This is a genomic window from Methylobacterium sp. AC690 (assembly GCF_979256535.1).
On record NZ_CEEDOX010000016.1, the window covers coordinates 24,611 to 47,401 of the forward strand.

General features: G+C 66.0%; 27 protein-coding genes. 9 read left to right on the top strand and 18 right to left on the bottom strand.

Annotated features, from left to right (window positions below):
* The first annotated feature begins 80 nt into the window (after positions 1-80).
* The 4 genes from AC0IY1_RS18575 (at position 81) to AC0IY1_RS18590 (ending at position 5,867) form a co-directional block, all read left to right on the top strand.
* The gene (locus tag AC0IY1_RS18575; RefSeq protein ID WP_244477419.1) at positions 81-2,012 is read left to right on the top strand and encodes a glycosyltransferase; all 1,932 of its coding nucleotides are present in this window, start codon (positions 81-83) and stop codon (positions 2,010-2,012) included.
* Entirely contained in the window at positions 2,009-3,118 is a 1,110-nt protein-coding gene (locus AC0IY1_RS18580; RefSeq protein WP_055956819.1) for a glycosyltransferase, read from the top strand. Before AC0IY1_RS18575 ends, AC0IY1_RS18580 begins: the two co-directional genes overlap by 4 nt.
* A 313-nt stretch (positions 3,119-3,431) precedes the next feature.
* On the top strand, positions 3,432-4,910 hold the full coding sequence (locus AC0IY1_RS18585; RefSeq protein ID WP_471771449.1) for a GumC family protein: 1,479 nt from the start codon (positions 3,432-3,434) through the stop codon (positions 4,908-4,910).
* Positions 4,911-5,054: 144 nt separating this feature from the next.
* Positions 5,055-5,867 (top strand): WecB/TagA/CpsF family glycosyltransferase, encoded by an 813-nt coding sequence (locus AC0IY1_RS18590; protein ID WP_471771451.1) that lies wholly within the window; start codon positions 5,055-5,057, stop codon positions 5,865-5,867.
* Between the two features lie 15 nt (positions 5,868-5,882).
* Here the strand turns inward: AC0IY1_RS18590 and AC0IY1_RS18595 are convergent, their stop codons facing one another.
* The 5 genes from AC0IY1_RS18595 to AC0IY1_RS18615 all read right to left on the bottom strand — a co-directional run bounded on the left by AC0IY1_RS18595 (position 5,883) and on the right by AC0IY1_RS18615 (position 9,758).
* Complete coding sequence (locus AC0IY1_RS18595; protein WP_055956828.1) at positions 5,883-6,455, bottom strand: NUDIX domain-containing protein; 573 nt, start codon at positions 6,453-6,455, stop codon at positions 5,883-5,885.
* 73 nt (positions 6,456-6,528) lie between these two features.
* The gene (locus tag AC0IY1_RS18600; protein WP_471771453.1) at positions 6,529-6,816 is read right to left on the bottom strand and encodes a sulfurtransferase TusA family protein; all 288 of its coding nucleotides are present in this window, start codon (positions 6,814-6,816) and stop codon (positions 6,529-6,531) included.
* A gap of 143 nt (positions 6,817-6,959) precedes the next feature.
* Complete coding sequence (locus AC0IY1_RS18605) at positions 6,960-7,355, bottom strand: hypothetical protein (protein WP_055956835.1); 396 nt, start codon at positions 7,353-7,355, stop codon at positions 6,960-6,962.
* 154 nt (positions 7,356-7,509) lie between these two features.
* Entirely contained in the window at positions 7,510-8,877 is a 1,368-nt protein-coding gene (locus AC0IY1_RS18610; protein ID WP_471771455.1) for a glutamate--cysteine ligase, read from the bottom strand.
* Between the two features lie 128 nt (positions 8,878-9,005).
* Positions 9,006-9,758 carry a 16S rRNA (uracil(1498)-N(3))-methyltransferase gene (locus tag AC0IY1_RS18615; RefSeq protein ID WP_055956841.1) on the bottom strand — a complete coding sequence of 251 codons (753 nt, stop codon included), beginning with the start codon at positions 9,756-9,758 and terminating at the stop codon, positions 9,006-9,008.
* 287 nt (positions 9,759-10,045) lie between these two features.
* On the opposite strand from AC0IY1_RS18615, the gene AC0IY1_RS18620 reads away from it, so the two are divergent.
* Together AC0IY1_RS18620 and ubiA are read left to right on the top strand one after the other, a co-directional pair.
* Positions 10,046-10,516, top strand: a complete 471-nt coding sequence (locus AC0IY1_RS18620; protein WP_055956843.1) for a hypothetical protein — start codon at positions 10,046-10,048, stop codon at positions 10,514-10,516.
* A 48-nt stretch (positions 10,517-10,564) separates the two neighbouring features.
* Positions 10,565-11,518, top strand: a complete 954-nt coding sequence (gene ubiA / locus AC0IY1_RS18625) for a 4-hydroxybenzoate octaprenyltransferase (RefSeq protein WP_471771458.1) — start codon at positions 10,565-10,567, stop codon at positions 11,516-11,518.
* 28 nt (positions 11,519-11,546) lie between these two features.
* On the opposite strand, the gene AC0IY1_RS18630 is transcribed toward ubiA, so the two are convergent.
* Entirely contained in the window at positions 11,547-12,044 is a 498-nt protein-coding gene (locus tag AC0IY1_RS18630) for a DUF6101 family protein (RefSeq protein ID WP_244477420.1), read from the bottom strand.
* A gap of 316 nt (positions 12,045-12,360) precedes the next feature.
* Here AC0IY1_RS18630 and AC0IY1_RS18635 point away from each other — a divergent pair, with 316 nt between their 5' ends.
* Positions 12,361-13,188: a 3'(2'),5'-bisphosphate nucleotidase CysQ gene (locus AC0IY1_RS18635; RefSeq protein WP_471771619.1), complete on the top strand. Its 828-nt coding sequence runs from the start codon at positions 12,361-12,363 to the stop codon at positions 13,186-13,188.
* 133 nt (positions 13,189-13,321) lie between these two features.
* Here the strand turns inward: AC0IY1_RS18635 and AC0IY1_RS18640 are convergent, their stop codons facing one another.
* Both AC0IY1_RS18640 and AC0IY1_RS18645 read right to left on the bottom strand, forming a co-directional pair.
* On the bottom strand, positions 13,322-13,552 hold the full coding sequence (locus tag AC0IY1_RS18640) for a hypothetical protein (protein WP_055956852.1): 231 nt from the start codon (positions 13,550-13,552) through the stop codon (positions 13,322-13,324).
* Positions 13,553-13,759: 207 nt separating this feature from the next.
* Complete coding sequence (locus tag AC0IY1_RS18645; RefSeq protein WP_055956856.1) at positions 13,760-13,969, bottom strand: cold-shock protein; 210 nt, start codon at positions 13,967-13,969, stop codon at positions 13,760-13,762.
* Positions 13,970-14,258: 289 nt separating this feature from the next.
* On the opposite strand from AC0IY1_RS18645, the gene AC0IY1_RS18650 reads away from it, so the two are divergent.
* Positions 14,259-14,648, top strand: coding sequence for a hypothetical protein (locus AC0IY1_RS18650; RefSeq protein WP_103710293.1), 390 nt, complete (start codon positions 14,259-14,261; stop codon positions 14,646-14,648).
* A gap of 5 nt (positions 14,649-14,653) precedes the next feature.
* Here the strand turns inward: AC0IY1_RS18650 and AC0IY1_RS18655 are convergent, their stop codons facing one another.
* A complete protein-coding gene (locus AC0IY1_RS18655) occupies positions 14,654-14,872 on the bottom strand; it encodes a hypothetical protein (RefSeq protein WP_055957152.1) in 219 nt (72 codons plus the stop codon).
* 168 nt (positions 14,873-15,040) lie between these two features.
* Between AC0IY1_RS18655 and AC0IY1_RS18660 the strand changes: the two genes are divergently transcribed.
* Positions 15,041-15,616 carry a type 1 glutamine amidotransferase domain-containing protein gene (locus AC0IY1_RS18660; protein ID WP_103710294.1) on the top strand — a complete coding sequence of 192 codons (576 nt, stop codon included), beginning with the start codon at positions 15,041-15,043 and terminating at the stop codon, positions 15,614-15,616.
* 93 nt (positions 15,617-15,709) lie between these two features.
* Here the strand turns inward: AC0IY1_RS18660 and AC0IY1_RS18665 are convergent, their stop codons facing one another.
* The 9 genes from AC0IY1_RS18665 to cysN all read right to left on the bottom strand — a co-directional run bounded on the left by AC0IY1_RS18665 (position 15,710) and on the right by cysN (position 22,790).
* Positions 15,710-16,006, bottom strand: a complete 297-nt coding sequence (locus AC0IY1_RS18665) for a hypothetical protein (protein WP_471771460.1) — start codon at positions 16,004-16,006, stop codon at positions 15,710-15,712.
* A 369-nt stretch (positions 16,007-16,375) separates the two neighbouring features.
* On the bottom strand, positions 16,376-17,227 hold the full coding sequence (locus AC0IY1_RS18670) for an NAD(P)-dependent oxidoreductase (protein WP_471771462.1): 852 nt from the start codon (positions 17,225-17,227) through the stop codon (positions 16,376-16,378).
* Positions 17,228-17,338: 111 nt separating this feature from the next.
* Complete coding sequence (locus AC0IY1_RS18675; protein WP_055956872.1) at positions 17,339-18,541, bottom strand: pyridoxal phosphate-dependent aminotransferase; 1,203 nt, start codon at positions 18,539-18,541, stop codon at positions 17,339-17,341.
* 51 nt (positions 18,542-18,592) lie between these two features.
* On the bottom strand, positions 18,593-18,910 hold the full coding sequence (locus AC0IY1_RS18680) for a hypothetical protein (protein ID WP_471771464.1): 318 nt from the start codon (positions 18,908-18,910) through the stop codon (positions 18,593-18,595).
* A gap of 396 nt (positions 18,911-19,306) precedes the next feature.
* The gene (locus tag AC0IY1_RS18685) at positions 19,307-19,492 is read right to left on the bottom strand and encodes a hypothetical protein (RefSeq protein WP_471771466.1); all 186 of its coding nucleotides are present in this window, start codon (positions 19,490-19,492) and stop codon (positions 19,307-19,309) included.
* A gap of 1 nt (position 19,493) precedes the next feature.
* Entirely contained in the window at positions 19,494-20,567 is a 1,074-nt protein-coding gene (locus AC0IY1_RS18690; RefSeq protein WP_471771468.1) for a hypothetical protein, read from the bottom strand.
* Positions 20,483-20,740 (bottom strand): hypothetical protein, encoded by a 258-nt coding sequence (locus tag AC0IY1_RS18695; RefSeq protein ID WP_471771470.1) that lies wholly within the window; start codon positions 20,738-20,740, stop codon positions 20,483-20,485. The genes AC0IY1_RS18690 and AC0IY1_RS18695 overlap by 85 nt, the downstream gene beginning before the upstream one ends.
* 179 nt (positions 20,741-20,919) lie before the next feature.
* Positions 20,920-21,177, bottom strand: coding sequence for a hypothetical protein (locus AC0IY1_RS18700; protein WP_471771472.1), 258 nt, complete (start codon positions 21,175-21,177; stop codon positions 20,920-20,922).
* Positions 21,178-21,389: 212 nt separating this feature from the next.
* Entirely contained in the window at positions 21,390-22,790 is a 1,401-nt protein-coding gene (gene cysN / locus AC0IY1_RS18705) for a sulfate adenylyltransferase subunit CysN (RefSeq protein ID WP_471771474.1), read from the bottom strand.
* Between the last annotated feature and the right edge of the window lies 1 nt (position 22,791).

Sequence of the window (22,791 nt, forward strand, 5' to 3'; positions counted from 1 at the left end):
CAGATTGGCCCTTCGGACCACCCCGTTCCGCTCTCGTCGATCGACCTTTGGCGAATGGCGCGTGGCCGCGGTTGCGCATCGTGACGCTGGTCCAGCAGCCGTGCGACGGACTCGCCGCCACCCGGGCCTCCGTGGAGGCGCAGGCCTATCCGAATCTCCGACACGACATCATCCTGCGGACAGACGGCGCGATTCGGTTTCCCCTCATCGTTGCGGATGAAGGGTACGACGCTCTCCTGATCCTCCAGCCGGGCGACCTTCTGGCCCCCGACGCACTTGCCGCCCTCGGCCTGCAATTCCTGCTCAGTGGCGCCGACGTCGTCGTTGGCATACGGGTCGTCTTCGATGCGGGACCGCTCGGTCTCGACGCACCGGCAGCGCCGCCGGGGACGCTCGTCGATCCCGCGCCTCCGGACGGGCCGCTCGCCCCCTTCACCGGCGGCGAGGCTCTGCTCAAGCGCTCCTGCGTACAGGCCGCCGGGGGGCTCGACCCGGACGCGGCACATCCGGTTGCCGCCCTCTGGCCGCGGCTCGTCCGGCAGGGTGCGGTGCTCGCACGGGTGGGCCGACCGGTGCTCCTGCACTCTGCGCCGGGCCACGCGGCGCCCGCGATGGGTTCGGGCCTCTCGGTAGCCAGCCTGACCGACCAGGGTCCTCTCGGCGGCGCCGGGATCGCCCACCGACGCCTGTGCGATGCGCTCGCCCTCGCCGGCCACACCGTCAGCGATCACTGCCTCGCGGCGGAATCGCCGCCGGCGGCGGCCGAATGGGTCGAGCGGTTCCCGCGGACGGAGCGCACCCTGTCGCAGGGGCGCTACGATCTGATCGTGGCGGGCAACCTGCATGGCGCGACCCGCCGGACCACGATCCTGGAGCGGCTCACCCGAGCCGTTCCGGTCGCCGCCGTGCTGCACGACCTCTTCCCCGTCACCGGGCGCTGCGCCTCCCCGTCCGGCTGCCCCATCATCCCCGAGGGATGCGACGCCCGCTGTCCTTCGCCCAACGCCTATCCGCAGTTGCTGCCCCAGCGGATTGCCAGCGTTTATGCCGAGAAGCAGGCGATCCTGGCCGAACCCGACGGACCCCTCCTGCTCGCCGCCTCCGCCTGGACGGAATCGGCGGCGCGCGCCTTGGCGCCGCGGGAGACGCGGGTCGATCGCATCGACCTGGCCTTCCCGACGGGCGTGTTCCGTCCTCGCTCGCGCGCGGCCCTGCGGCGCGAACTCGGTCTGCCGGCCGATGACGTCCTCGTCATGTTCGCCGCCGTGATCGCGGACGCGCCCAGCAAGGGAACGGCCGAGCTGACCGCGATCCTGCGCCGGGCTGTCCGGCCGGGGCTCCGGTTCGTCGTCGTCGGGCGGCTCGACGATCCGGATTCTCTCGGAATTCCGGATCTGATCGCGGCGGGTCCGATCGGTGACGAGGCGACGCTGGCAGCCTGGTATGGTGCCTGTGATCTCTACGTCACCGCGAGCCGCCAGGAGACGTTCGGACAGACACCCGTGGAAGCCGGGCTGTGCGGAACCCCAACCATCGCCTATCGCGCCACCGGTCTGGCCACCGCCGTCCTGAACGGGGTCTCGGGCCGCCTCGTGCCGCTGGAGGCGGGCGCCCTTGAAGACGCCCTCCGTGCGCTGATCGCCGATGCTCCCGAGCGCCAACGCCTGGGAGCCCTAGGACGGATCGCCCTGGAGAGTCGCAACAGCCACGCCGCCTGCGCAATGCGCCTGAACGACGTGTTCGTCGCGCGGGGTATCCTGCCGGCCGCGGCCGGGACCGGACGTATCCGCTTCGCGCCGGAGATGCTGTCGACCTTTGCCATGGCGCAGGATCGTGCGCCCGGACGGACCGGCCTGATTCCGAGCGACGCCTCGCGGGTGGTCCGCCTCGCCCGGCGGACCAAGCACGCTCTCGTGGGGCGTGACATGCCGCCTTGGCTGCGCCGGATCCTCTACGCGGTCGCGACGCTGCGCAGGATGCTTCGGCCGGCGACTCGCGGAGAGGTTCGATGAGCGCGCCATCAGACCGGCCTCGCCGCCTCTATCTCGATCACACGCATCTGCGCGGGCATGTCACCGGGATCGAGCGCGTCGCCCTCGACCTGTTCACGCCCGACACGCTCCATCCGCACCCTGTCACCACGGTCCGTGCGCGGGGGATCCCCGGCATGATCGCCGCGCAGCATCTCGGCCTGCCCCTGCGGGCCTTGCGCGATCCCGCGGCCCTGTTCCTCTTCCCCGGGTTCCCCCCGGGTCCGCTCTCGGTCCTGCGTCGTCGCCAGTGCATCACCTATGTGCACGACACCTTCCTGCTGACGCGCCCGCAGGACCTCAGCTGGAAGAGCCGCCTCTACATGGCGCCGAGCTTCGCCTTCGCACTACGCTTCGGGCGCACCTTCTTCGCCAACTCGCGCACCACCGGGGAGGCAGTCCGGGCGTACTGCGCCCGCGATGCCCTGGTCGCCCTGCTGAGGCCCGCCGTGCGCGATGTGTTCAGACTGACCGGCCTGCCCGCCGCCCCGCCGCCCGCCCCCGGCACGCCGCTTCGGCTGCTCTGCATCGGGACCATCGAGCCGCGGAAGGACTACCCGTCTGCGCTCGCCATCGTCGCGGCCCTGAATGCAAGTGGGATCGCTGCGGAACTCCATCTGGTCGGCCGGGTCGGCTGGGGCGACCATGCTTTCCTTGCGGCGCCGCCACCTTTCCTAACCCTGCACGGCTATCTCGACGACGGGGCTCTGCGCGGCCTCGCGGCGCGATGCCATCTCCTTCTCTCGACCTCGAAGGCCGAAGGGCTGGGATTGCCACTCCTCGAGGCCCAGCACGGCGGTCTCCCGGTTGCCGCACCGCACGGACCGGTCTTCGCCGAGGTGCTGGCCGGCTCCGGTTTACACATCGACTCCTCCGATCCGAAGGGAGCCGCCGCCGCGATCCTCTCCTGGGTCGAGAGCTCCGCCTTCGCGGCCGTACCGGATGCCGCGCGGGCCAATGTGGCGCGCTGGAACCGCCTCGCCGCTGGGGACGCGGCGTGTTTCTCAATGTTTCTGAAGGTGGGTGCTGCCGCCTACGACGATGCGGAAGATCGGCTGGTGCAGCCTTACAATCGTGCCCCAGCATGAAGCCGATTGGAGTTGTACACAGATAAGCGACGAAGGTCCGGCGGACTACGCAGATCGCAACCTGTCAGCAAACCTGTTCTTACCAATATCATTGCGAGTCACGGCTTCTACGAGGAGATCGTCGAGGGCGACCATCGCGACGCTCAGCGCAGCAGATCCACTGGCATACGTCCTGCGCAGACGACGATGTTGATGCCGTTTCAGTCGGCGCCTGTTCCGTTTCGAGACAGACGGGCGGCAAAACTGGAACAGAGTTGTTCGAGGCGGACGAGAAGAACCGCGCGCGCGGCGACCAGGTCGGGAGACGAGACAGATGTTCGACTTCGGAAGCCCGGTCCGTGGCGAGCCGGTGATTCTCGAGACCAGGGTTCCGAGCGGGCTCGACAGCGGTCTGATCCTGCGTCGCCTGTGGCGCGGCACCGGCGTGATCCTGCTCGGCGGGCTCGCCGCCGTGATCCTCGCGGTGGTGCTGCTGAACGCCGTGGCGCCGACCTACACCGCCGTGACGCAGATCCTCGTCGACCCGTCCGATCTTCCGGTGATCCAGAACGACCTCAGCAACCGGCAGCCCCAGGCGGATAGCGGCGTTTCGATCGCCGAGAGCCAGACGCGGGTGATGCAGTCCGACAGCGTCCTGCGGCGGGTCATCGACCGCCTCGATCTGACTGAGGACGAGGAGTTCGTTCCCCCGGCCTCGACACACCCGCTGGTGCGGAGCCTCAAGGGGCTCCTCGGCATGGATCCGCCGCCGGCGAGCCGCGAGCCGGTCAATCTCGCCCTCGACAACCTGCGCCTCAAGCTCGGCGTGCGTCGCGCCGAGCGGACGTTCGTCATCGACGTCTATGTCCAGACTCAGGACCCGGAAAAGTCGGCCCGGATCGCCAATGCCATCGCGGACGCGTATTTCGCGGAGGATGCGGCGGCCCGCACCGATGCGGCGCGTCGTGCCTCCGAGGCCCTGACGGGCCGTCTGACGACGCTGCGCCAATCGGTCGAGGAGGCCGAGCGCAAGGTCCTGCAGTATCGCGTGACGAACAAGCTGGTGACGTCGAGCGGACGCCTCCTCAGCGACCAGCAGCTCAGCGATCTCAACCAGCAGCTCGTCACCGCGACCCTCAAGACGGCCGAGGCCAAGGCACGGCTCGATCAGGCACGGCACATGCGCACCGGCGAGGCCGGGACCGCCCTTCCGGAAATGCTGCAGTCGCTCGAAATGCAGAACCTGCGGCAGCAATACGCGACCCTGTCGCGCAACACCGCGGAACTCGCCCAACGCCTCGGCGACCGCCATCCGGCCATGGCCGACCAGTACGCGCAGCAGCGCGATCTCCAGCGCCTCATCCAGCGCGAGAAGGAGCGCATCATCGACACTTCGCAGAAGGATTACGATCGGGCCGTGGCGAGCGAGGCCGCGGTGCGTCGGAGCCTGGAGCGCGCCAAGACCGAGACGGCCGGTAACGATCGCGCCAATGTGGGCCTGCGTGAGCTCGAGCGCGAGCTCGATGCCCGGCGCTCGATCTACGAGGCCTTTCTGCGCCGTTCGCGCGAGACCAACGAACAGGAGCGTCTGAACAGTTCCAACGTGCGGGTCATCTCGACGGCGACGCCGCCGCGGAGCCGAACCTGGCCGCCCTCCCCGAAGCTGGTGCTGCCCCTCGCCTTGCTTGTGGGCCTGGGTCTCGGTGCCGCTGGCGCGCTCTGGCTCGGAGCCCGCCGCGACCGACGGGTGCCCCGTCCGCCCCGGACGAGCGGTTCGACCGGGGCCCGCAGCTTCCGAGCTGTCGATGCCTGAGTCCAGCTCCGCCCACCCCTGCCTCCACGATCGATTTCTGCAAACCTTCCCCGTGCGACCCTCCCACGTGGCGCGACGGGTCAGCCCCGGGTTCCCGTCGTTCATCCTCAGGGTGCGCACGGGACAGGTGCCAAAGGCGATGACATGAGCGTTCGCTTATTCGACATCACGTTCACGCCTGGATCGGCCACCGACATCCTCGCGACCTCGGCCCGCCAGCCGGTGACCCGTCCGCGCATGATCGTCACCGCGAACCTCGATCATATCGTCACGTTGTCGGAGAACATGGCTTTCCGGAAAGCCTACGAGGGCGCGGTCGCTCACACCCTCGATGGCATGCCCCTCGTCTGGCTCGCCCGGCTCTGTGGGGAACGATCGGCGCGGCGGGTCACGGGCCACGATCTCATCGCGGCCGCCTTCGCCGCACCGTGGCCTGCGGGTCGGCAGATCTTTCTGGTCTGCTCGACGGAGGCCGTCGGACTTCGCCTCACTGAGCGCCTGGTGATGGCGGGCATACCGCGCGCGTCGGTCGCCTTCACGGTGCCGCCCTTCGGCTTCGAGAACGATGAGGCCTACGGGGCGGACCTCTGTGCAGCTGTGCGGGCGCACGGAACGACCTTGCTCGTTTTCGGCGTCGGTGCGCCACGTTCGGAGATCTGGGTCGACCGCCAAGGGAACGCCCTCGGGGGTCCGGTCGTCCTTGCCGTCGGCGAAGCACTGAACGTCGCGGCCGGGCTTGTGCCCCGCGCGCCTGCCCTCATGCAGCGCTTCGGACTCGAATGGTTCTTCCGGTTCTGGCACGCGCCGCATCGGCTGTTCCGCCGCTACTTCGTACGCTCGTGGGGACTGTTCGGGATTGCTCTGCGCCGATCGCTGTTTCGGAGATCCCGTCGGCTTCCCCAAGCCGCCCGGCAGCGTCCGGCGCCCAACGCCCAGCGCGCGCCTAAAACGCCCTGAAGCGTTTCGGACGGATCACGCCGCGCCGAACAGGTGCGGATGCCGCACCCGCAGGGTCAGGATCAACGCCAGGGTCTTGATGTCGGTGACCTCACCGCGATCCGTCATCGCCGCGAGTTCGCTCAGGGCCAGCTCCCGAACGGTGATGTCCTCGTGCTCGCCGACCAGTCCGCCGCCGGGACCGACTCGGTCGGGCGCTTCGTATGGCGCCAGGAACAGATCCATCTGCTCGGTCGAGATCCCCGGCATGCTCCAGCCGCAGGCGACCGGTTCGAGGACGCCGAGACGCACGCCCGTCTCCTCGAAGGCCTCGCGGCGTGCCCCTTCCTCGGGCTCGGACTCATCGAGGAGGCCGGCCGGCACCTCGAGCACGGAGGTGACCCCCGCCGCATAGAAGGCCGGGGTCCGGAACTGTTCGACTAGCAGAGCGACCCGCCGGGTCGGATCGTAGGGCAGTACTGCGGTCGCCCGTCCGTGATCCTCGATCTCGCGCGCCAGGCGTGTGCCATCCTCCATCGTCACCTCGGCGACGAGAAACCGGCTCCAGCCGTCATGCACGATCCGGGTGCCGCGGATAATCGGCGCCATTCTGCTCTCCCCCCCGTCGGATCGCCGAGGCTGCGGCGACCGAATGGAAGGGACCTAACAGCGGCTTGGCGCATCAATGAGGCGTGAAGCGCGTGTTTTCAGCAACGGTCTCGGGGATTGTGAGGCGTCGGCGGATCGTGAAGGTCATCCGATCCGCGTCCCGCGTCTGCGCGACGAGGGCGTCGCCCTCTTCCCTCACCATGTGGGGAATGTCGATGACCGCCATCGGATCGGTGCAGGTAACCACCAGGAACGCGCCAGACGGCATCCGGCGCAAGGCCTTCCGGGTCCGCAGAGCCGGTAGTGGGCACTTCAACCCGGTGAGGTCGAGATGTCTGGTCTCGCTGCCTCCGCCCGTCATCGACGTCACATCTCAGCCCCCGGCTTTCCTGGTCCCAGCCGCTCTACCAGTCTCGATACAAAAAATCCCGCCCACGGCTTGGACCGTCGGCGGGACCAGGGAGGGCCGGGCCGGGCGCTGAGGGCGCCCGGCGAGGTCAGACCTCAGTAGCCGTAGCCGTAGGCGGGATAGCCGTAGCCGTAAGACGGAGCGGCGTAATAGCCATAGGCCGGCGCGTCGTAGCCATAACCGTAACCGGTGCCGACGTAGCCGCGGTCGTAATAGCCATAGCGCGGTGCCTGGCTGGCCGCGATGGCCCCACCGATGATGCCGAGGGCTGCACCGGCCGCCAGCGCGCCGCCGACGCCGGGCCCACGGCGATAGCCACCATAATAACCCCGGCCGTAGCCGCGATAACGCACGGTCTCGACCGTGGCGCCGCCACCGACCTGGGCAGCACTCAGAGCCGGCATCGGGGCAGCCTGAGCGGCCGTGAACGAACCCGCCGAGAGACCGATGGCGGTGGTGCCCGCGAGGGCGAAGGACAAGATGCGCGACATGCGAGCGTTCTCCGTCACAGGATTGGATGTTCCTGAAACGATGAACTTGGCGATCCGTTCCAGGATCGCCACAGTCAAGCCGCGCCGGTGGGTGTCCTCAAGCACATTCGCAAAATCGCAGGCGCGTATCCCCTGCTTCCGCGGTATGATCTGTTCAGAACACGCATTCGGTGAAGGCGGGCTCCACGGAGCGCTGCCAGCGCCCCTCGTATTCGGCGAGGCGCTCCTCGGCGAGGGAACGTCCGGCGGCGACGATGGCCTCCAACGGCTGAAGGAAGTGAGTCTCGTCTCGCCCCTGAGCGTCGCGACGCGCCCGTGCAGCGAGGCCCGCGCGGGCGATCGTGAGAGCCTCCGCCGCCACTGCCCCCAGGGACCGGCCGGCGATGCGGGCGGCCAGACCGAGGCGGGGGACCGTCGCGCGCAGGCCTTCCCGGTCGCAGGCGTTCCAGTTCTTGGCGATGTCCCAGGCCGCCGCCAGGGAGGCCTCGTCGTAGAGCAAGCCGACCCAGAAAGCCGCCTGCGCGGCGATCATCGCTGGATTGCCCACATCGGATCCACGCATCTCGATGAAGCGCTTGAGCCGCACCTCGGGGAACGCGGTCGAAGCATGATTGGCCCAGTCCGACACCGTAGCGCGCTCCCCTGGCAGCGCTGCGAGGCGGCCGTCCATCAGGTCGCGAAACGAGGCGCCGGAGACGTCATGGTAGGTCTCGCCCCGCTTGACGAAGTACATCGGCATGTCGAGCAACCAGTCGACGTAGGACTCGTAGCCGAAGCCAGGCTCGAAAGCCCTGGGCAGCATGCCGGTACGGTCGCCGTCGGTGTCGCGCCAGATCTCGGACCGGCGCGACAGGAAGCCGTTGGGGCGTCCATCCGTGAAGGGTGAATTGGCGAAGAGGGCGGTCGCCACCGGCTGTAGCGCGAGGGCCACGCGCATCTTGGCCACCATGTCGGCCTCGGAGGCGAAGTCGAGGTTCACCTGCACGGTGGCGGTGCGCAGCATCATGTCCAGGCCGAGGCTGCCGACCTTGGGCATGTATCCCGCCATGATCTTGTAGCGGCTCTTCGGCATCACGGGGGTCTCCTCCCGCGTCCATTTCGGACTCATGCCGAGATCGAGGAAGCCGATGCCGAGACCGTCTGCGACCTGCGCCGTCGCGTCGAGATGAATCCGCAATTCCGCGGCCGTCGCGTGCACGTCGGCCAGCGGTGCACCGGAGAGTTCGAACTGTCCGCCGGGCTCGAGCGAGATGGCGCCCCCCTCGGAACCGGCGAGACCGATCAGGTGGCCGGCATCCTCGATCGCTTCCCAGCCCGTGTCGCGGCCAAGCCCCTCGAGCAGGGCCCGGATGCCCGTCTCACCCGCATACGGGACCGGACGGTTGCCGTCGCGGTAGAACGGCACCTTCTCGTGTTCGGTGCCGATCGCGAAGCGCGCGCGCGGCTTCTCGCCTTCCGCGAACCAGGCGATGAGCTCGTCCCGCGTGGTCAGGGGCGTCGTATCGGACGTGTCGCGCGCCATGCGCTGCCTCTTCAGGAAGGTCGTTCAAAGGAGAGGCGTGCCGGACCGCAGCGGCGAGGCCCCTAGGATCGGGTCAACGCGCCTCATAGGCCAGGGGACCCGCGCGAACAACGCGGGCAAGCGACGCCTCAGCGGGCGTCGCCGAGCACGGCCTGAACCAGGGCCAGCACCGTCACCGCCGCCGTATCGGCCCGCAGGATGCGCGGACCGAGGGAGAGGGCGACCGTGTTGGGGCGTTCCAGAATCAGCGCGCGCTCTTCCGGTGCGAACCCACCCTCGGGTCCAACCAGTACCGCGAGAGGTGGGGCAACGGTTGAGGCCGCCGCCTCGCGCAAAGCTCGAACCGGATCCGAAACCGGGGCGTCCTCGTCGCAGAACACCAGCAGCCGCAAGGGGTTGAGGTCGGAAAGCGCCGCCGGGAGCTTGGCCGCTTCCTGGATCTCGGGCAGGTCGAGGATGCCGCATTGCTCGGCCGCCTCGATGGCGTTCGCACGCAGGCGATCGACGTTCAGTCGCTCGCCCTGCGTGTAGCGGGTGAAAACCGGACGAAGAGTTCCAGCACCCATCTCCACCGCCTTCTGAGCCATGTAGTCGAGCCGGGCCGACTTCAACGGTGCAAACAGGTAATGGAGGTCCGCGCGTGGTGGCTGCTGGCGTGTGCGCTCCCGCACGATCAGGTCCGCACTCTTGCGTCCGGTCGGAGTGATTTCGGCCCGCCATTCGCCGTCGCGCCCGTTGAACAAGAGCACCGGATCGGAGGGCCCGCGCCTCAAGACGTTGAGGAGGTAGTTCGCCTGCGACCGGTCGAGCGGCAGCGTCGCTCCGGCAGCGAGGTCCGCCTCGACGAAGAGACGTGGGGCGGTGAAGTCATATGCGGCCATGCCCGGCGTGGTCGCGTGAGGGGGGGTCGGCTGTCAACGGTCCGGTCCCGGGACCGCATCGGCCGATGCAAAACCGCAACACGCAGCAATATTGCGTCGCAAATCCACCTTCGAATGCGGCCCGGCGTTTGCGGCTTGAAAGGCGCCACATTCCTATGCCGAAACAAAACCAAGACCGGAGGACGCGGAATCTTGCGCGCATCCGGGCACGCATCAGGCTATTCCGCATCCGGTCGCCGGGCTTACCCCGACCGGATCGAGGATGGGCGGAGAAAGGATCTCAAGGCATGTCGTTCAAGACCATCGCGGCGCTGGCCGTCGCCCTCGCCGGGACCGCGCTTTCCAGCGAACACGCCTTCGCACAGGCCGCTGCCGAGTGCGGCGAGATCCAGCAGACCCTCCAGGCCCGCAAGGACCTGATCGGTAAGGCGAACGCCGCGTCGAACTCGAAGAAGAAGATGACGCCGGCCGAGGCCTGCACCTTGTTCGGCAAGCTCCAGGCCAACGGTACCGCCGGGCTGAAATGGATCACCGCCAACAAGGAGTGGTGCTCGATCCCCGATTCCTTCGCGGAAGGCTTCAAGGCCGACCACCTGAAGGTGTCGGGTATCAAGACCAAGGTGTGCACGGTCGCGGCCCAGGCCTCCAAGATGGAAGCTCAAGCCCGCGCGCAGGCCCAGAACGGCGGCGGCGGCGGTGGCCTTCTCGGCGGCCCCGGCCTTACGGGCAGCCTGAAGATGCCGCAGGGTGCCCTCTGATCCTGTGCTGACTTTCCGGACGAGTCGGCCCAGCGCGCCCATGCGTCCATGGACGGCGTGAGTCCCCCCCAGGCGGACCGCCGTGTCGCCGATGCGGTGGCAGGACATTGGGTCGACCGGATCGCGCCGCGCTGGGCGCGGCCCTATCTGCGTCTTGCGCGCATCGACCGCCCGATTGGTTGGTGGCTCCTGCTGCTGCCATGCTGGTGGTCGGCCTCGCTCGCGGCCATTCGGTCGGGCGCCGCTTTTCCCGACCCTGTCCATCTGGTCCTGTTCTTCGTCGGCGCCGTCGCCATGCGGGGTGCGGGCTCGACCTACAACGACATCGCCGATCGGGACCTCGACGCACAGGTGGAGCGCACGCGCTCGCGCCCCCTGCCCTCGGGGCAGGTCCGGGCACGCCAGGCTGCCGTCTTCCTCGTGGTGCAGGCCCTGATCGGCCTCGCGGTGCTGCTGCAGTTCAACGGCACGGCGATCGGCGTCGGCATCGCCTCACTTGTCCCGGTGGCGATCTATCCGTTCATGAAGCGCGTCATGCCGGTGCCGCAGGCGGTCCTCGGCCTCGCCTTCGCGTGGGGTGCGCTGATGGGATGGGTCGCGGTGTTCGGCCGGCTCGATGCACCGGCCCTGCTTCTCTACGCGGGCACCATTGCCTGGGTGATCGGCTACGACACGATCTACGCGGTGCAGGATATCGAGGACGACGAGATCGCGGGTATCCGCTCCTCGGCCCGCTTCTTCGGGCGCCGGATGCGAGGAGCAATCGGTCTGTGCTACGGCGCCAGCGTCGGATTCATCGCGCTGGCTACGATCCTGGCGGGTGCAGGCCCCGTGGGACTGCTCGGCGTCGCCCTGTTCGGTGCCCAACTCGGGCGACAGGTGCTGCGCCTCGACACGCGCGACGGACGGGGTGCGTTGACGCTCTTCCGCTCCAACCGTGAAGCGGGTCTCATCCTGTTTCTTGGTCTCGCGGCGGATGCCGCGGTGACGCACCTCCTCTGAACGTCGCTCGAAGTCCGGCGACCCCTTCTCAGCAGCGGGCGCCGGAGATGATTTCGCTTTCGCCGCGATGGATCAAGGGGCGAACCGGCAGCGCGCCGGTCTTGCGACGGACGAGGAAACGCGGGCGGCGGCCGTTGAGGAGGCCGTGACGGCGGCGGGTCCGGGTCCGACCGAGGGCCACCGGGCCCAGCTGGTTCGAGATGCTGGCGAGCTCGCCGTCTTCCTTGACGATCATCCGCGGGAGGCCCGACTTGGCCGCGACGTCGCGCCAGCACGCCACCACCTCGTCCTCACAGAACGGTCCGAGGCGGGTAACGACCCGACCGGCGGCGTCGACGAGGAGAAGGTCGAAGCGATCCTCGCCGCAGGCATCCGAATCATCCTCGGCGAAAGCGAGGGCCACGCCGGCGAGCCGGCTCGGGCCGGAGCGGTCGATCACCGGGAGCCGCGACTGGGTCAGGATCGGAGCAGCGCCGACAAAGGTGGCATCCGCCGACATGTCGTTCATGTTCGCGAAAGTGTTCATGGCTCGTACACCCTGTTGGCGCCGGCAACCTCTATGGGCCACCCGTCTATGACAAGCAGATTTACGTCTAACCTCCTCAGACCAGCTTAAGAGTGAGCGTTAAGCGAGTATGGACAAGGGTGAAGCAGATGGAATGCTCAACGCTTCCTTGCTTCGATCTGAGAGATTTGTCCGTATCGAGATCTGCGCCGCTCTGCTTGTGACAACCCGCGCAGCACCCTACAACGAAGGAAGCACCGCCCTCCATGCATCCGTGCCGGGGCGACGGGCTCTTCAACAAGCGCCCAGCCTTACCTCCAAAACCGTATGGGGACGCATGTCCGATCCGATTGCCCCGGAAGCCGCACACGCCCTCGTTCCCGCCCTGCGCGAGACGATCCGCGAAGCGGCCGCCCTCGCGCTGCCCTTCTACAAGGCAGGCGGACAGACGGGCGCGCGGGTCTGGTCGAAGGCAGGCGGCTCACCGGTGACGGAAGCCGATGTGGCGGTCGACACCTTCCTGAAGGTTCGCCTCAGCGCGATGCTGCCCCGGGCCGCCTGGCTCTCGGAGGAGACCAGCGACAATCCGGTGCGACTCGATGCCGGTTTCGTCTGGATCGTCGATCCCATCGATGGGACCCGCGCCTTCATGTCCGGGCATCCCGACTGGTCGATTGCCGTTGCGCTGCTGTCGGCCGGACAACCGATCCTGGGCTTCGTTCACGCGCCCGTGACCGACACGTTCTATGAGGCCATCGCGGGCGCGGGTGCCACTCGCAACGGCCAGACCATCGCCGTCTCTGGCCAAAGCGCGGTTGAGGGGGCACGGGTCACCGGTCCGAAGCCGATGATGGACCGCCTGGCCCGAGGCGCTGGGACGAATGGCCAGCAGGCCGATCTCGTCTCCGTCGCGCGCATTCCGTCCTTGGCCCTGCGCGTCGCGCGGGTGGCCGAGGGCTCGATCGATGTTGGATTGGTCTCGCCCCATGCGCGAGACTGGGATCTCGCCGGTGCGGACCTCATCCTGCGCGAGGCGGGCGGCACGGTCAGTGACCTGCAGGGCCGTCCGACGACCTACAACCGTCCCGATCCGGTGCACGGGGAACTCGTCGCCGTATCCCAAGCTCTGCGAGACGATGTCGTGGCGGCCTTGGTGCCGCGCTAAGGGTACGCGGCGAAGGCTGCGGGAGGGGTCTGAAAACAGGAAAGCCCAGCACCTGGGCGCTGGGCTCGATCGCAACGTCGGCTTAGTGAAGCAACGTGTGGTCCACCCCGAAAAAATCAGGGCCGCCTTTGGATCAGTGATGCTCGCGCAGGGCGATCGCCTCTGGGGCCATGCCGAACCGCTCGGCGAGATGCCAGCGCAGTTCACGCGGCGAATGGTAGTTGTAGGAGGTGTCGATCAGGTGGCTGAGGTCGACGGTCTTGGCTTCATGAGCCATGGTCTGCTTCAGGTGACCCACCTTGAACGTCGCCGCATCAGTGACCGGCGAACGGACGCCGCGGCGTCGGGTATATTCAAACAACATATTTTTCTTGTGTACTTTCAATAACGTGCAGGTTCGCGTGCAGTGTCTCGGACGCATCGGACCAGATAGGCCGCGGGCGTCGTTGGGGTTGCGGAAGATGTCGGATCCCTGACCCATTCTCCCCAGAAGGGTATCGGTCACCGACGGCGGAGGCTTCGTGAGAAGCCCTTCGGGGTGACGCCAGCCCGGGGGCTGGCGCCGGGAGCGTCAGGCCGCCTGGAGGTTGCCAGCCGAGTCCTTGCCGCTGCGCTTGTCGGTCTGGATCTCATAGGAGATCTTCTGACCCTCGATGAGGTTGCGCATGCCAGCGCGCTCGACTGCGGAGATGTGCACAAACACATCCTTGCCGCCGTCGTCAGGCTGAATGAAGCCGTAGCCCTTGGTCTCGTTGAACCACTTTACAGTGCCGGTATTCACGAAATAGATCCTCGTATCGTTCGTCGATCAACAGCCTGCGTCTGCTCGACGCAAGCGGCGGATCCTCTTCGGTAGGCCTGACGGAATCAGCAGGACGTGAGACGCTTGCGGTACAAGATCCCAGCTCACCGATACCCGCTATCTCTCATGTAGTCTGATCATGCGGCCGCAACAAGGCGTTCTGGCGGACGGAAACGACGCCGGTTCGGAGCGGCCGCAGGGGCAGCCCCTGTGTTATTTGCGCGGTCGACCGCATATAAGAGTTCTTGAGCAAGCGGTTAGGCGATTTATGGCGGGCATCTCGGTTTCCCTCGAAGGGGCGAACATCCAACTCTCATTTCAGAAGGACGATCAGGCCACGGCAGTCGTGATGGATGCTCGGGCGGCCCGTGCCCTGGTACGGGCGGTGGGCCAGCTTCTCACAGCCATCGATGAACCCGACGACGGCGACCTGCCCGAGGATATGTCTGACGAAGAGATCGCGATGCTCGACGTCACCTCGTCGGCGATCGAGGTCGGTACGGACGAGCAGGGCCAGGCCGTCGTAGCCTTGCAGGCCGGCGCGCTGCCCCCGTTTCAGCTTCGCCTGACGGACGAAGAGGCCCGTCACGTGGCAACGAGCCTCTCTGAAATCTTGAGCGCGCCGCGCGACGTGCGCGCGTCGCATGGGGATCACTGAGTCCGCTACATCCGAACGCCCGGGTCGGTGGGGCCGCCCGGTAGGTAATCCGGCTCCGAGCCAGGGCCGGCCGGCTCGTCGATTCCCGGATCGTTGACGGGATAGGGTGTGCGCGGGCCGGTCGGTCCGATATCGGGCTGCTCATCCGGTGGGGGCGGCGTCGGCAGGTCACCGGGAATTCCACCCGGCAGCGGCTCGGGGATCGGCAGGCCGGGATTGGCCATCTCGTGATGGGCCATGCGAAGCCTCCTGTCTGTCTGAGGGATGTGCGGACCAACACGGCCGAGCGCGGCTGGGTTCCCGCGGCCGCGGTGACCTATGGGAGCCCGTGGGGAACTTGCGTCCCACAGGACCTGTTCAGTGCCGTACCCTCAACCTCTCGGAGAAAATCCATGTCTGACATCAGGCAGGCCAAGGTCTTGATCGTCGCCACAGATGGTTTCGAGGAGACCGAACTCACGGTCCCACACAGCAAGCTCAAGGAAGCCGGTGCGACCGTTCACGTCGCAGCGCCGCAGTCCCGCACGGCCAGGGAATCCATCCGGGGTTGGGATAAGACTGATTGGGGTAAGAACGTCGCAGTCGACAAGGATCTCGAGTCCGTGTCTCCGCAGGATTACGACGCCCTTGTGCTTCCCGGTGGCCAGATCAACCCGGACAAGCTTCGCCTGGAGCCGAAGGCCCTCGCGCTGATCCGCAGCTTCTTGGATTCCGGCAAGGTGGTCGCCGCCATCTGCCACGCGCCCTGGCTGCTGATCGAGGTTGGCGCCGCGAAGGGACGCCGGATGACCTCGTTCGCATCGATCCGAACGGATGTGGTGAATGCGGGCGCGGACTGGAGAGACGAGCCCGTCGTCACCGACAAGGGCCTGATCACCAGCCGCAACCCCGGCGACCTCGACGCCTTCTGCGCCAAGATCATCGAGGAGATCCAGGAAGGCAAGCACGGCAGCCGCGCCGCCGCCTGACCCATCCGCGATCCCGTCGCCGACGGCCGCACGCCCCGGAATCGGGCGTGCGATCCGTCGAAGCGTTGGCGCAGATGCGGGCTCGAAGCGGCCCTAGCGCTTGACGGCCGTCTTCTGCACCTTCGCCCTCTCAGGCGTCGCACCCGCGAAGAGCTCGGAGAGATGGCGCTGATCGAGGGTCTTCGCGAAATCCGGAGCCGGCTCGGCAAGCACGGCCGGGTCTGCGGGCCGCGACGTGATCGATCCGGTGGTGATCGGGTCGGGGAGCTCCGCCTGGGCGCGGAGCGAGGGGGTCGGCTCGCGCTGCAGGCGCAAGGTCCAGTGAGCGGCGGTGGAGAGCGCAGCGACCGTGAGGATCGCCTTGATGCCACCCGTCAGGAGGCGTCTCATAGTGGTCAGGCCCGAAACTACGCAGTGGCACGCGACCGGTTCCCCGGCCGATGCCCACACTTGCCCAGGATCGTTAACGACCGTGACTAAGATACAACGGGAGTCCGTCCCGGGATGGGACGGGGCCGATGAGGTGGGCCTTGCGCCAAGGCTGCGGTTCCTGTTCCCCGCGTCCCTGACACGCCTGTCGCCACCCGGCCCACTAGGCCTCACAGGGACTGCGCAGAGAACTGGTCCGCACCGCCCCGTCACGACAAGCCCCGCCACCATGCCAAGCCCGAGAGGGTTCGCGAAACCATCGGGCGCCTCGGCAGCAGGGACCGCCGATGTAGGCGGCGGCGACTGAGCCGGCAACCGGCTTCGCCCGCGTCATGACGGCTGCGACGATCCGCACGCCGCCGCGAAGGCCGTCAGGCGGGCGCCGTCGCCGGCCTCGTCCGCCCCGGACAGGCGCGCATAGAGGTCCGCCGCGCCGGCGAAGACCTGACGCCCGGCGGCATCGTCCCCGAGGAAATCGGCGATCTCGTGCATCTCGGCGACCCAGCGCTGGGCCTTGGGAAGCATGTCGGGCAGGCCGCGGGCGAAGCGCGCGAGGAGAGCCGGCTCAGTTTCAGCGAGTTCCGCCCGGAGGGCTTCGCCGGCGCCCGCCCGTTCGGCCCCCAGCACCATGAGGGCGGCCAGGGCGGTGAGGCCCTTGTTGATGCCCGCATAGGCCATCTTCAGGCCCGAGGCCGCGCCGATACCACCGGAATTCAGCCTGAGGTCGACACCGAGGTCGCGAAGAGGTCGCGCGGATTCGACCGAGTCGCCCGACACGTGGAGACGCGGACCGGGGGTGCCGGGCTTCGGCGGCAGGCCGATGATCGCACCATCGAGGAAGGCCGCACCGGTGGCCGCGACGATCCCGGCGATGCGGCGGACCGTCTCGACATTCACCGCGTTGCAATCGACGTAGACGGGCTTGTGGGTCGCGGCGGCGAGGACCGGGGCGAGGGAGACGGCGAGCGCCTCGGCATCGGCGGGCGGGACGATGGAGAGCAGGAGATCGGCCTGCATCAGGCCGGGGGCGTCGGTCTCGGTCATGCCGGCGGCGTCGGCGCGGGCCCGGGTCGCGGCGCTGCGGCCGTCGAGGAGCGTCAGGACGTCGGCGCCGTTCCCGGTCAGGCGCGCGGCGAGCGCGCTCCCCATCGCGCCGGCAGCCAGGATGGCGATCGTCGTCATGAGCCCGCGCCTTCCGAAATGCGAACGACCGCGCCGCGGCTCTCGGCCGGGGCGCGGTCGCTCAGGGATGCAAGGGGCAGGCCCGGAGAACGGGCGTCACCCGGGGCGCTGTCAGCTCAGGGAGCCGCAGAAGCGCTGGATCCGGGTGCAGGCCTCTTCGAGGGCGGCGTTGGAGGTGGCGTAGGAGATGCGCAGGTTGGGGCCGAGGCCGAAGGCCGAGCCGTGGACCGCGGCGACGCCCTCCGCCTGGAGCAGTTCGACCACGAAGTCCTCGTCGGTCGCGATGGTCTTGCCGGCCGGGGTCTTGCGCCCGATCGTCTCCGCGCAGGACGGATAGACGTAGAAGGCGCCCTCGGGCGTCGGGCACTTCAGGCCCTTGGTCTGGTTCAGCATCGACACCACGAGGTCGCGCCGGGTGTGGAAGGCCTTGCGGAACTCGGCGAGGTGCGCCTGCGTCCCCTCGAGGGCGGCGACCGCGGCCCATTGCGAGATCGTCGAGGCGCCGGAGGTCTGCTGGCCCTGGACGAAGTCCATCGCCTTGATCAGGGGCTCGGGGCCGGCGGCGTAGCCGATGCGCCAGCCGGTCATGGCGTAGGCCTTCGAGACGCCGTTCATGGTCAGCGTGCGCTCGTACAGGCCCGGCTCGATCTGGGCCGGGGTGACGAATTCGAAGTCGCCGTAGGTCAGGTGCTCGTACATGTCGTCGGTGAGCACCCAGACCTGCGGGTGGCGCATCAGCACGTCGGTGATCTTCTTCAGCTCGTCCCGGGCATAGGCGGCGCCCGAGGGGTTGGACGGCGAGTTGAGGATGATCCACTTGGTCTTGGGCGTGATCACCCGCTCCAGCTCCTCGGGCTGCAGCTTGAAGTCATGCGCCATGTCGGTCTCGGCGAAGACCGGGGTGCCGCCGCACAAAACCACCATCTCGGGGTAGGAGACCCAGTACGGACGCGGGATCACCACCTCGTCGCCCGGGTTCAGGGTGGCGAGGAGGGCGTTGTAGATGACGTGCTTGCCGCCGGTGCCGACGATGGTCTGGGACGGCTTGTAGTCGAGTCCGTTCTCGCGCTTGAACTTCTTCGCGATGGCCTCGCGCAGCGGCACGATGCCGGAAACGGGCGGATACTTGGTCTCGCCGCGCCGGATCGCCTCGATGGCCGCATCCTTGATGTGCTGGGGGGTGTCGAAATCCGGCTCTCCCACGGAGAGGCTGATCACGTCCATGCCCTGCGCTTTCAGTTCGCGCGCCTTCTGCGTCATCGCGATGGTCGCGGACGGCTTCACGCGAGATAAGGCGTCGGCCAGAAAGCCCATGGGGGGTCACTCCCGTATAGTGTATGAAGGTCGGATCGAGCGGCGCGGACCCTAGTCGCGCCGCCGCGCACGGGCAAGGGAGACCTGCCGTCGGTAGTGGGTCAGTTTGAAGAGCCTATGGAGTTCGACGTCGGATGTGGAGACGCGCGCTTCGTCGGGGCGGCCCTCAAATGGGTTCTTCTTGATTCCCGTGCATAAGGCTAGGCTGTAACGACCTTTGGTGCTGGCGCGCACAGCGCCGTAAGAGTTCACCAGTTGGGCGTAATCTACGTCCTCGCCAAAAGCTTCTTCGTTGGCTTTTAGGTATGCGCGCAGATTATCAGAGGTCACCTGCGCGCGGTCCGTCAGGCGGCACGCCACGTTCAGCATGCTTACGTTGGCGTACTCAGCGTCCCGTCCACCGACGAGGTACGACAGGACGAGCTTGCTATCGGCGTCGATCGCGGTCCATGTCCACCCGTCGCCAGCGACATCCGGCGCGGCTTTCGCCGTCGCGCCGTTTTTCTGCGTGCAGTGGGTGAAAGCTAAGATCCGATCGACCTACAAGAGTTTGGCGGCGACACTAAGGACGCGATCGTCGTAGAAAGCGGCGCATAGTTTGCCCGTGTCTACCAGCAGCTTCGCGACCGTTATTTTGCCCGCACCCGTCAGCTGAGTGACAGCGCGGATCAATGTACCCTCGCAAAGCGGTGCAGGATGCGCGCGCAGTTGGAAGCGGAGAGCTTGTTCATGGCCCTCCGTGGACACGACACTTTTGTTTATCAGTCAAGTATTCTGGTTGCTTTTCAACTCAAGGTCTCGTCGCTTTTTCGCCGCAGCGAGCATCTTCTCAACGGCAGCTTCAGCGGCTTCTTCCACAGAAACGTCCCGCTCATCCAGCCCCAGCAAATCTTTGATCTGACTTACTTCTTTCCGACGAAGAGGCGCGTCGGTTGATAAAAATTGGCGCATATCAGTCTCCCCTAACGTGCGACTTTCTATGCACAAAATCAGTGTTTAAGTCAAGATCAAAGTAATGTTTTCTAGCTATCCACACAAAGCCATCGCTTTTAGAAATGATAGCAACATCAATATCGCCGCCAACAGATTCTACAGATGACGCGAACCGTCTTCTCAGGGCTGTTATCTCTACCATTGCCCTAGCCATGAAGGCCATCTCCTCCTTTGGTAGAGCTCGGATAGTCCTCATTATTGGTTTTGTAAACTTATTTTCCCTAAAACTTGCGAATAATTCCATAAATTTTTTCATAATATCTTCGTTTTCTTTGTCTTGAATTGCCTTCTCTACTAATTTCTCATCGTCACGCACCACGTATCTATCGATCGTTTCGTGCGATCTTTTCGTTAGCAGCCGCCTAGTTGTCATGTATATATATTTTAGATACTGCTCCAAGATACCTTCCATAAATAAATGCGCCATATCTGCCTGAGCAAATGGAATGATTGCTGCTCCGGCATTTTTTGGAACATTCAGATCAATGCATCTATCCGATCGCCAAATCCTCGTCATACCCAGAGATCTACCGTCAATCACGTAATGAGCAACGCTGGGAAACAGCTCATCTTTGCCGTACCCCGTTATGACGATACCAGTAAAATATTCGGACATAGAACAATGCGTTATGTGCGCATAGCAAAGCTCGATTAGTTCATTCATAATCTGTCGAGATAGGCGATACTTGAAATGCTCGTTCGCTAGATCTTTAATCGAAGATGAAAACGTTTTACTAAATTTTTTTGAATCAAAAGGGCAAACTAAGACGTCGACTGCGTCAACCGCTGCTTTTTGATCTGATATTTCAGCGCTCAACGCCGCGTGAAAATCTGATTTGTTTTTACTTTGTTTTCCATCTTGCAGCCCGGAGATTATATCGAGCATAATTAGCTGAAAACTTAAATTCTCCTGCTCGGGTATATTAAAAATATCTGAGCTAATAAATTTTACGAAATCATCTGCATAGTCACTGAGCTTGTTAAAGCTTTTTTTCTTGATGCTATTCCGGTGCTGTTTAATGGCAACTTCCATGGAATACTCAGGAAATCGCCGGCATTGTAAATCATAATGCCGATGTCGTTGCGATGCCCGGCAGAAAATATCTTGTTAGCGTGTTTCCAAACTCGGTTCTTGCCAATCGTGACAGCACTATCAGCGGCAAGCGTTACGGCTTGCTGGTTAATAATAACGATTTCAGCTGTCATCCTTAGACCACCTTCTGGCGGCGGCTTTCCGAGGAAAGTTCAAGCGCTCATCGGCCGACAGCTTGTCAGCCCGCGCTCGACCTCCCATCAGCACGCCGCTCCTTGCGAACTCGATTGTAGGCAGGTTGGCTTTTCAACTGACGGCTGTCGAGCAGATTATTCGCTGCCAGTCGTGATATCTACGATGAACTTGGCGAGTTGGATGGGATCGCGGGGGCGCTTGCGAGTGGTCGTTGACGCATACCGTGCAGGAAGCCTTCCTGGCGTATCTTTTGAGCGCGGTTCTCCCCTGTAAAACGGGCGGCTGCTTCGCTGCCGTAGTCCTGATCTGAAGCTTCGATCAGCTGACAATCCAGCTCAAGAAGCTCGTAGCGCCACAAGGGCGGCTCCTGTTCGATTTGGTCCGCACGAGCTTTGGTCTGCTTGATCTCTGTCATAGCCCCATTGTGCCACGACCGCCCGATCTCTTTAAGGCACGGTCAACCCCGTCAGATTTCAAACGGAACCACTACTCTGCTATTGATGCATCTGTCCCCCTGCAACCCGGCGCAGGCTTGCCGTGAACGCGAACCGCCGCGGCTCCTGGGGGAGCCGCGGCGGCAAGGCAGTCGATGATGGTTCGTGCGCTGTCGGGCCGGGTCCGGGTCCGTCAGATCCCGCCGAAGACCCAGCGCAGCTTCGAGAGGAAGCCGCCACCCGAGCGCGTCTCGCGCACCTCCGCGGGCTCGTCCTTGACCGCGGCCGCCGCCGCATCGGCCTGGATCAGGCCGAGGGCCGCCGTGTCGGTGGTCTCGCGGTCGATCAGGATGAAGCCGCCGGTGTCGCGGTTGGCCGTGTAGGCATCCACCGCCACGGCCCGGTCGAGGGTCAGGGTCACGTCGGCGATGTCGTTGGCGGTGAGGCGCGCGGCCGGCTCCGGGTTGCCGGTCTCGGGATCGATCCGGGTCCGGATCGTGGTGACGACGGCGTTCACCGTCACGGTCCCGATCTTGGCGAGCAGGGTAGCGCCCGGCAGCAGTTCGGTCTCGGCCGCCCAGAACAGGCGGGCGTCCAGGCTGTCCGTCACCCGCATCGGCGCGTCCGCGGTGACGATCACCGAGCCGCGGGAGGCGTCGATCTCGTCGGCGAGCACCAGGGTGACCGACTGGCCCTCGACCGCGTGGGGCAGATCGCCGTCGGCGGTGAAGATGCGGGCGATCTTCGAGGTCCGGCCCGAGGGCTCGACGATGACGGCGTCGCCCGGGGCCACGCGGCCGCTGGCGATGAGGCCGGCAAAGCCCCGGAACTCCGAGTTCGGCCGGTTCACCCACTGCACCGCCATGCGGAAGGGCGCCGCCTGCTCCTCGACGCGCACCGGAACCTCCTCGAGGTACTGGAGCAGCGGGGTGCCGGTGTACCAGGGGGCGGCGGCGCCCGGCAGCACGACGTTGTCGCCGTTCTTGGCCGAGAGCGGGATCGCCCGGATCTCGCTGAAGCCGAGGGGGGCGGCGAAGGCGTTGAAGGCCGACAGGATCTCCTCGAACTTGGTCTGCGACCAGCCGACGAGGTCCATCTTGTTCACCGCGAGCGCCACGCGCTTGATCCCCAGCAGGGAGACCAGGAGCGCGTGCCGCCGGGTCTGCCGGGTGAGCCCCTGGCGGGCATCCACCAGGATCACCGCCACGTCCGCCGTCGAGGCGCCCGTGGCCATGTTGCGCGTGTACTGCTCGTGGCCGGGGGTGTCGGCCACGATGAAGGAGCGCTTGTCCGTGGAGAAGAAGCGGTAGGCGACATCGATGGTGATGCCCTGCTCGCGCTCGGCCTGCAGGCCGTCCACGAGGAGCGCCAGGTCGATCTCGGCGCCCTGCGTGCCGTGCTTGCGCGAGTCGCGCTGCAGGGCCGTCACCTGGTCGTCGAAGATCTGCTTGGTGTCGTGCAGCAGGCGGCCGATCAGCGTCGACTTGCCGTCGTCGACGGAGCCGCAGGTGATGAAGCGCAGGACCTCCTTGTTCTGGTGTGCGGTCAGGAAGGCGTCGTAGCCGAAGGCTTCGGGTGACTGATGGATCGTCATC

Coding starts and splice junctions, on each gene's coding strand:
- AC0IY1_RS18585 (WP_471771449.1), top strand. CDS start 3,432: ATGTTCGACTTCGGAAGCCCGGTCCGTGGCGAGCCGGTGATTCTCGAG.
- AC0IY1_RS18660 (WP_103710294.1), top strand. CDS start 15,041: ATGTCTGACATCAGGCAGGCCAAGGTCTTGATCGTCGCCACAGATGGT.
- AC0IY1_RS18675 (WP_055956872.1), bottom strand. CDS start 18,541: ATGGGCTTTCTGGCCGACGCCTTATCTCGCGTGAAGCCGTCCGCGACC.
- AC0IY1_RS18580 (WP_055956819.1), top strand. CDS start 2,009: ATGAGCGCGCCATCAGACCGGCCTCGCCGCCTCTATCTCGATCACACG.
- AC0IY1_RS18665 (WP_471771460.1), bottom strand. CDS start 16,006: ATGAGACGCCTCCTGACGGGTGGCATCAAGGCGATCCTCACGGTCGCT.
- AC0IY1_RS18685 (WP_471771466.1), bottom strand. CDS start 19,492: ATGCGCCAATTTTTATCAACCGACGCGCCTCTTCGTCGGAAAGAAGTA.
- cysN (WP_471771474.1), bottom strand. CDS start 22,790: ATGACGATCCATCAGTCACCCGAAGCCTTCGGCTACGACGCCTTCCTG.
- AC0IY1_RS18595 (WP_055956828.1), bottom strand. CDS start 6,455: ATGGCGCCGATTATCCGCGGCACCCGGATCGTGCATGACGGCTGGAGC.
- ubiA (WP_471771458.1), top strand. CDS start 10,565: ATGGACGGCGTGAGTCCCCCCCAGGCGGACCGCCGTGTCGCCGATGCG.
- AC0IY1_RS18690 (WP_471771468.1), bottom strand. CDS start 20,567: ATGGAAGTTGCCATTAAACAGCACCGGAATAGCATCAAGAAAAAAAGC.
- AC0IY1_RS18680 (WP_471771464.1), bottom strand. CDS start 18,910: ATGCTGAACGTGGCGTGCCGCCTGACGGACCGCGCGCAGGTGACCTCT.
- AC0IY1_RS18620 (WP_055956843.1), top strand. CDS start 10,046: ATGTCGTTCAAGACCATCGCGGCGCTGGCCGTCGCCCTCGCCGGGACC.
- AC0IY1_RS18650 (WP_103710293.1), top strand. CDS start 14,259: ATGGCGGGCATCTCGGTTTCCCTCGAAGGGGCGAACATCCAACTCTCA.
- AC0IY1_RS18695 (WP_471771470.1), bottom strand. CDS start 20,740: ATGACAGCTGAAATCGTTATTATTAACCAGCAAGCCGTAACGCTTGCC.
- AC0IY1_RS18590 (WP_471771451.1), top strand. CDS start 5,055: ATGAGCGTTCGCTTATTCGACATCACGTTCACGCCTGGATCGGCCACC.
- AC0IY1_RS18635 (WP_471771619.1), top strand. CDS start 12,361: ATGTCCGATCCGATTGCCCCGGAAGCCGCACACGCCCTCGTTCCCGCC.
- AC0IY1_RS18600 (WP_471771453.1), bottom strand. CDS start 6,816: ATGACGGGCGGAGGCAGCGAGACCAGACATCTCGACCTCACCGGGTTG.
- AC0IY1_RS18610 (WP_471771455.1), bottom strand. CDS start 8,877: ATGGCGCGCGACACGTCCGATACGACGCCCCTGACCACGCGGGACGAG.
- AC0IY1_RS18700 (WP_471771472.1), bottom strand. CDS start 21,177: ATGACAGAGATCAAGCAGACCAAAGCTCGTGCGGACCAAATCGAACAG.
- AC0IY1_RS18615 (WP_055956841.1), bottom strand. CDS start 9,758: ATGGCCGCATATGACTTCACCGCCCCACGTCTCTTCGTCGAGGCGGAC.
- AC0IY1_RS18670 (WP_471771462.1), bottom strand. CDS start 17,227: ATGACGACGATCGCCATCCTGGCTGCCGGCGCGATGGGGAGCGCGCTC.
- AC0IY1_RS18605 (WP_055956835.1), bottom strand. CDS start 7,355: ATGTCGCGCATCTTGTCCTTCGCCCTCGCGGGCACCACCGCCATCGGT.
- AC0IY1_RS18655 (WP_055957152.1), bottom strand. CDS start 14,872: ATGGCCAATCCCGGCCTGCCGATCCCCGAGCCGCTGCCGGGTGGAATT.
- AC0IY1_RS18640 (WP_055956852.1), bottom strand. CDS start 13,552: ATGTTGTTTGAATATACCCGACGCCGCGGCGTCCGTTCGCCGGTCACT.
- AC0IY1_RS18630 (WP_244477420.1), bottom strand. CDS start 12,044: ATGAACACTTTCGCGAACATGAACGACATGTCGGCGGATGCCACCTTT.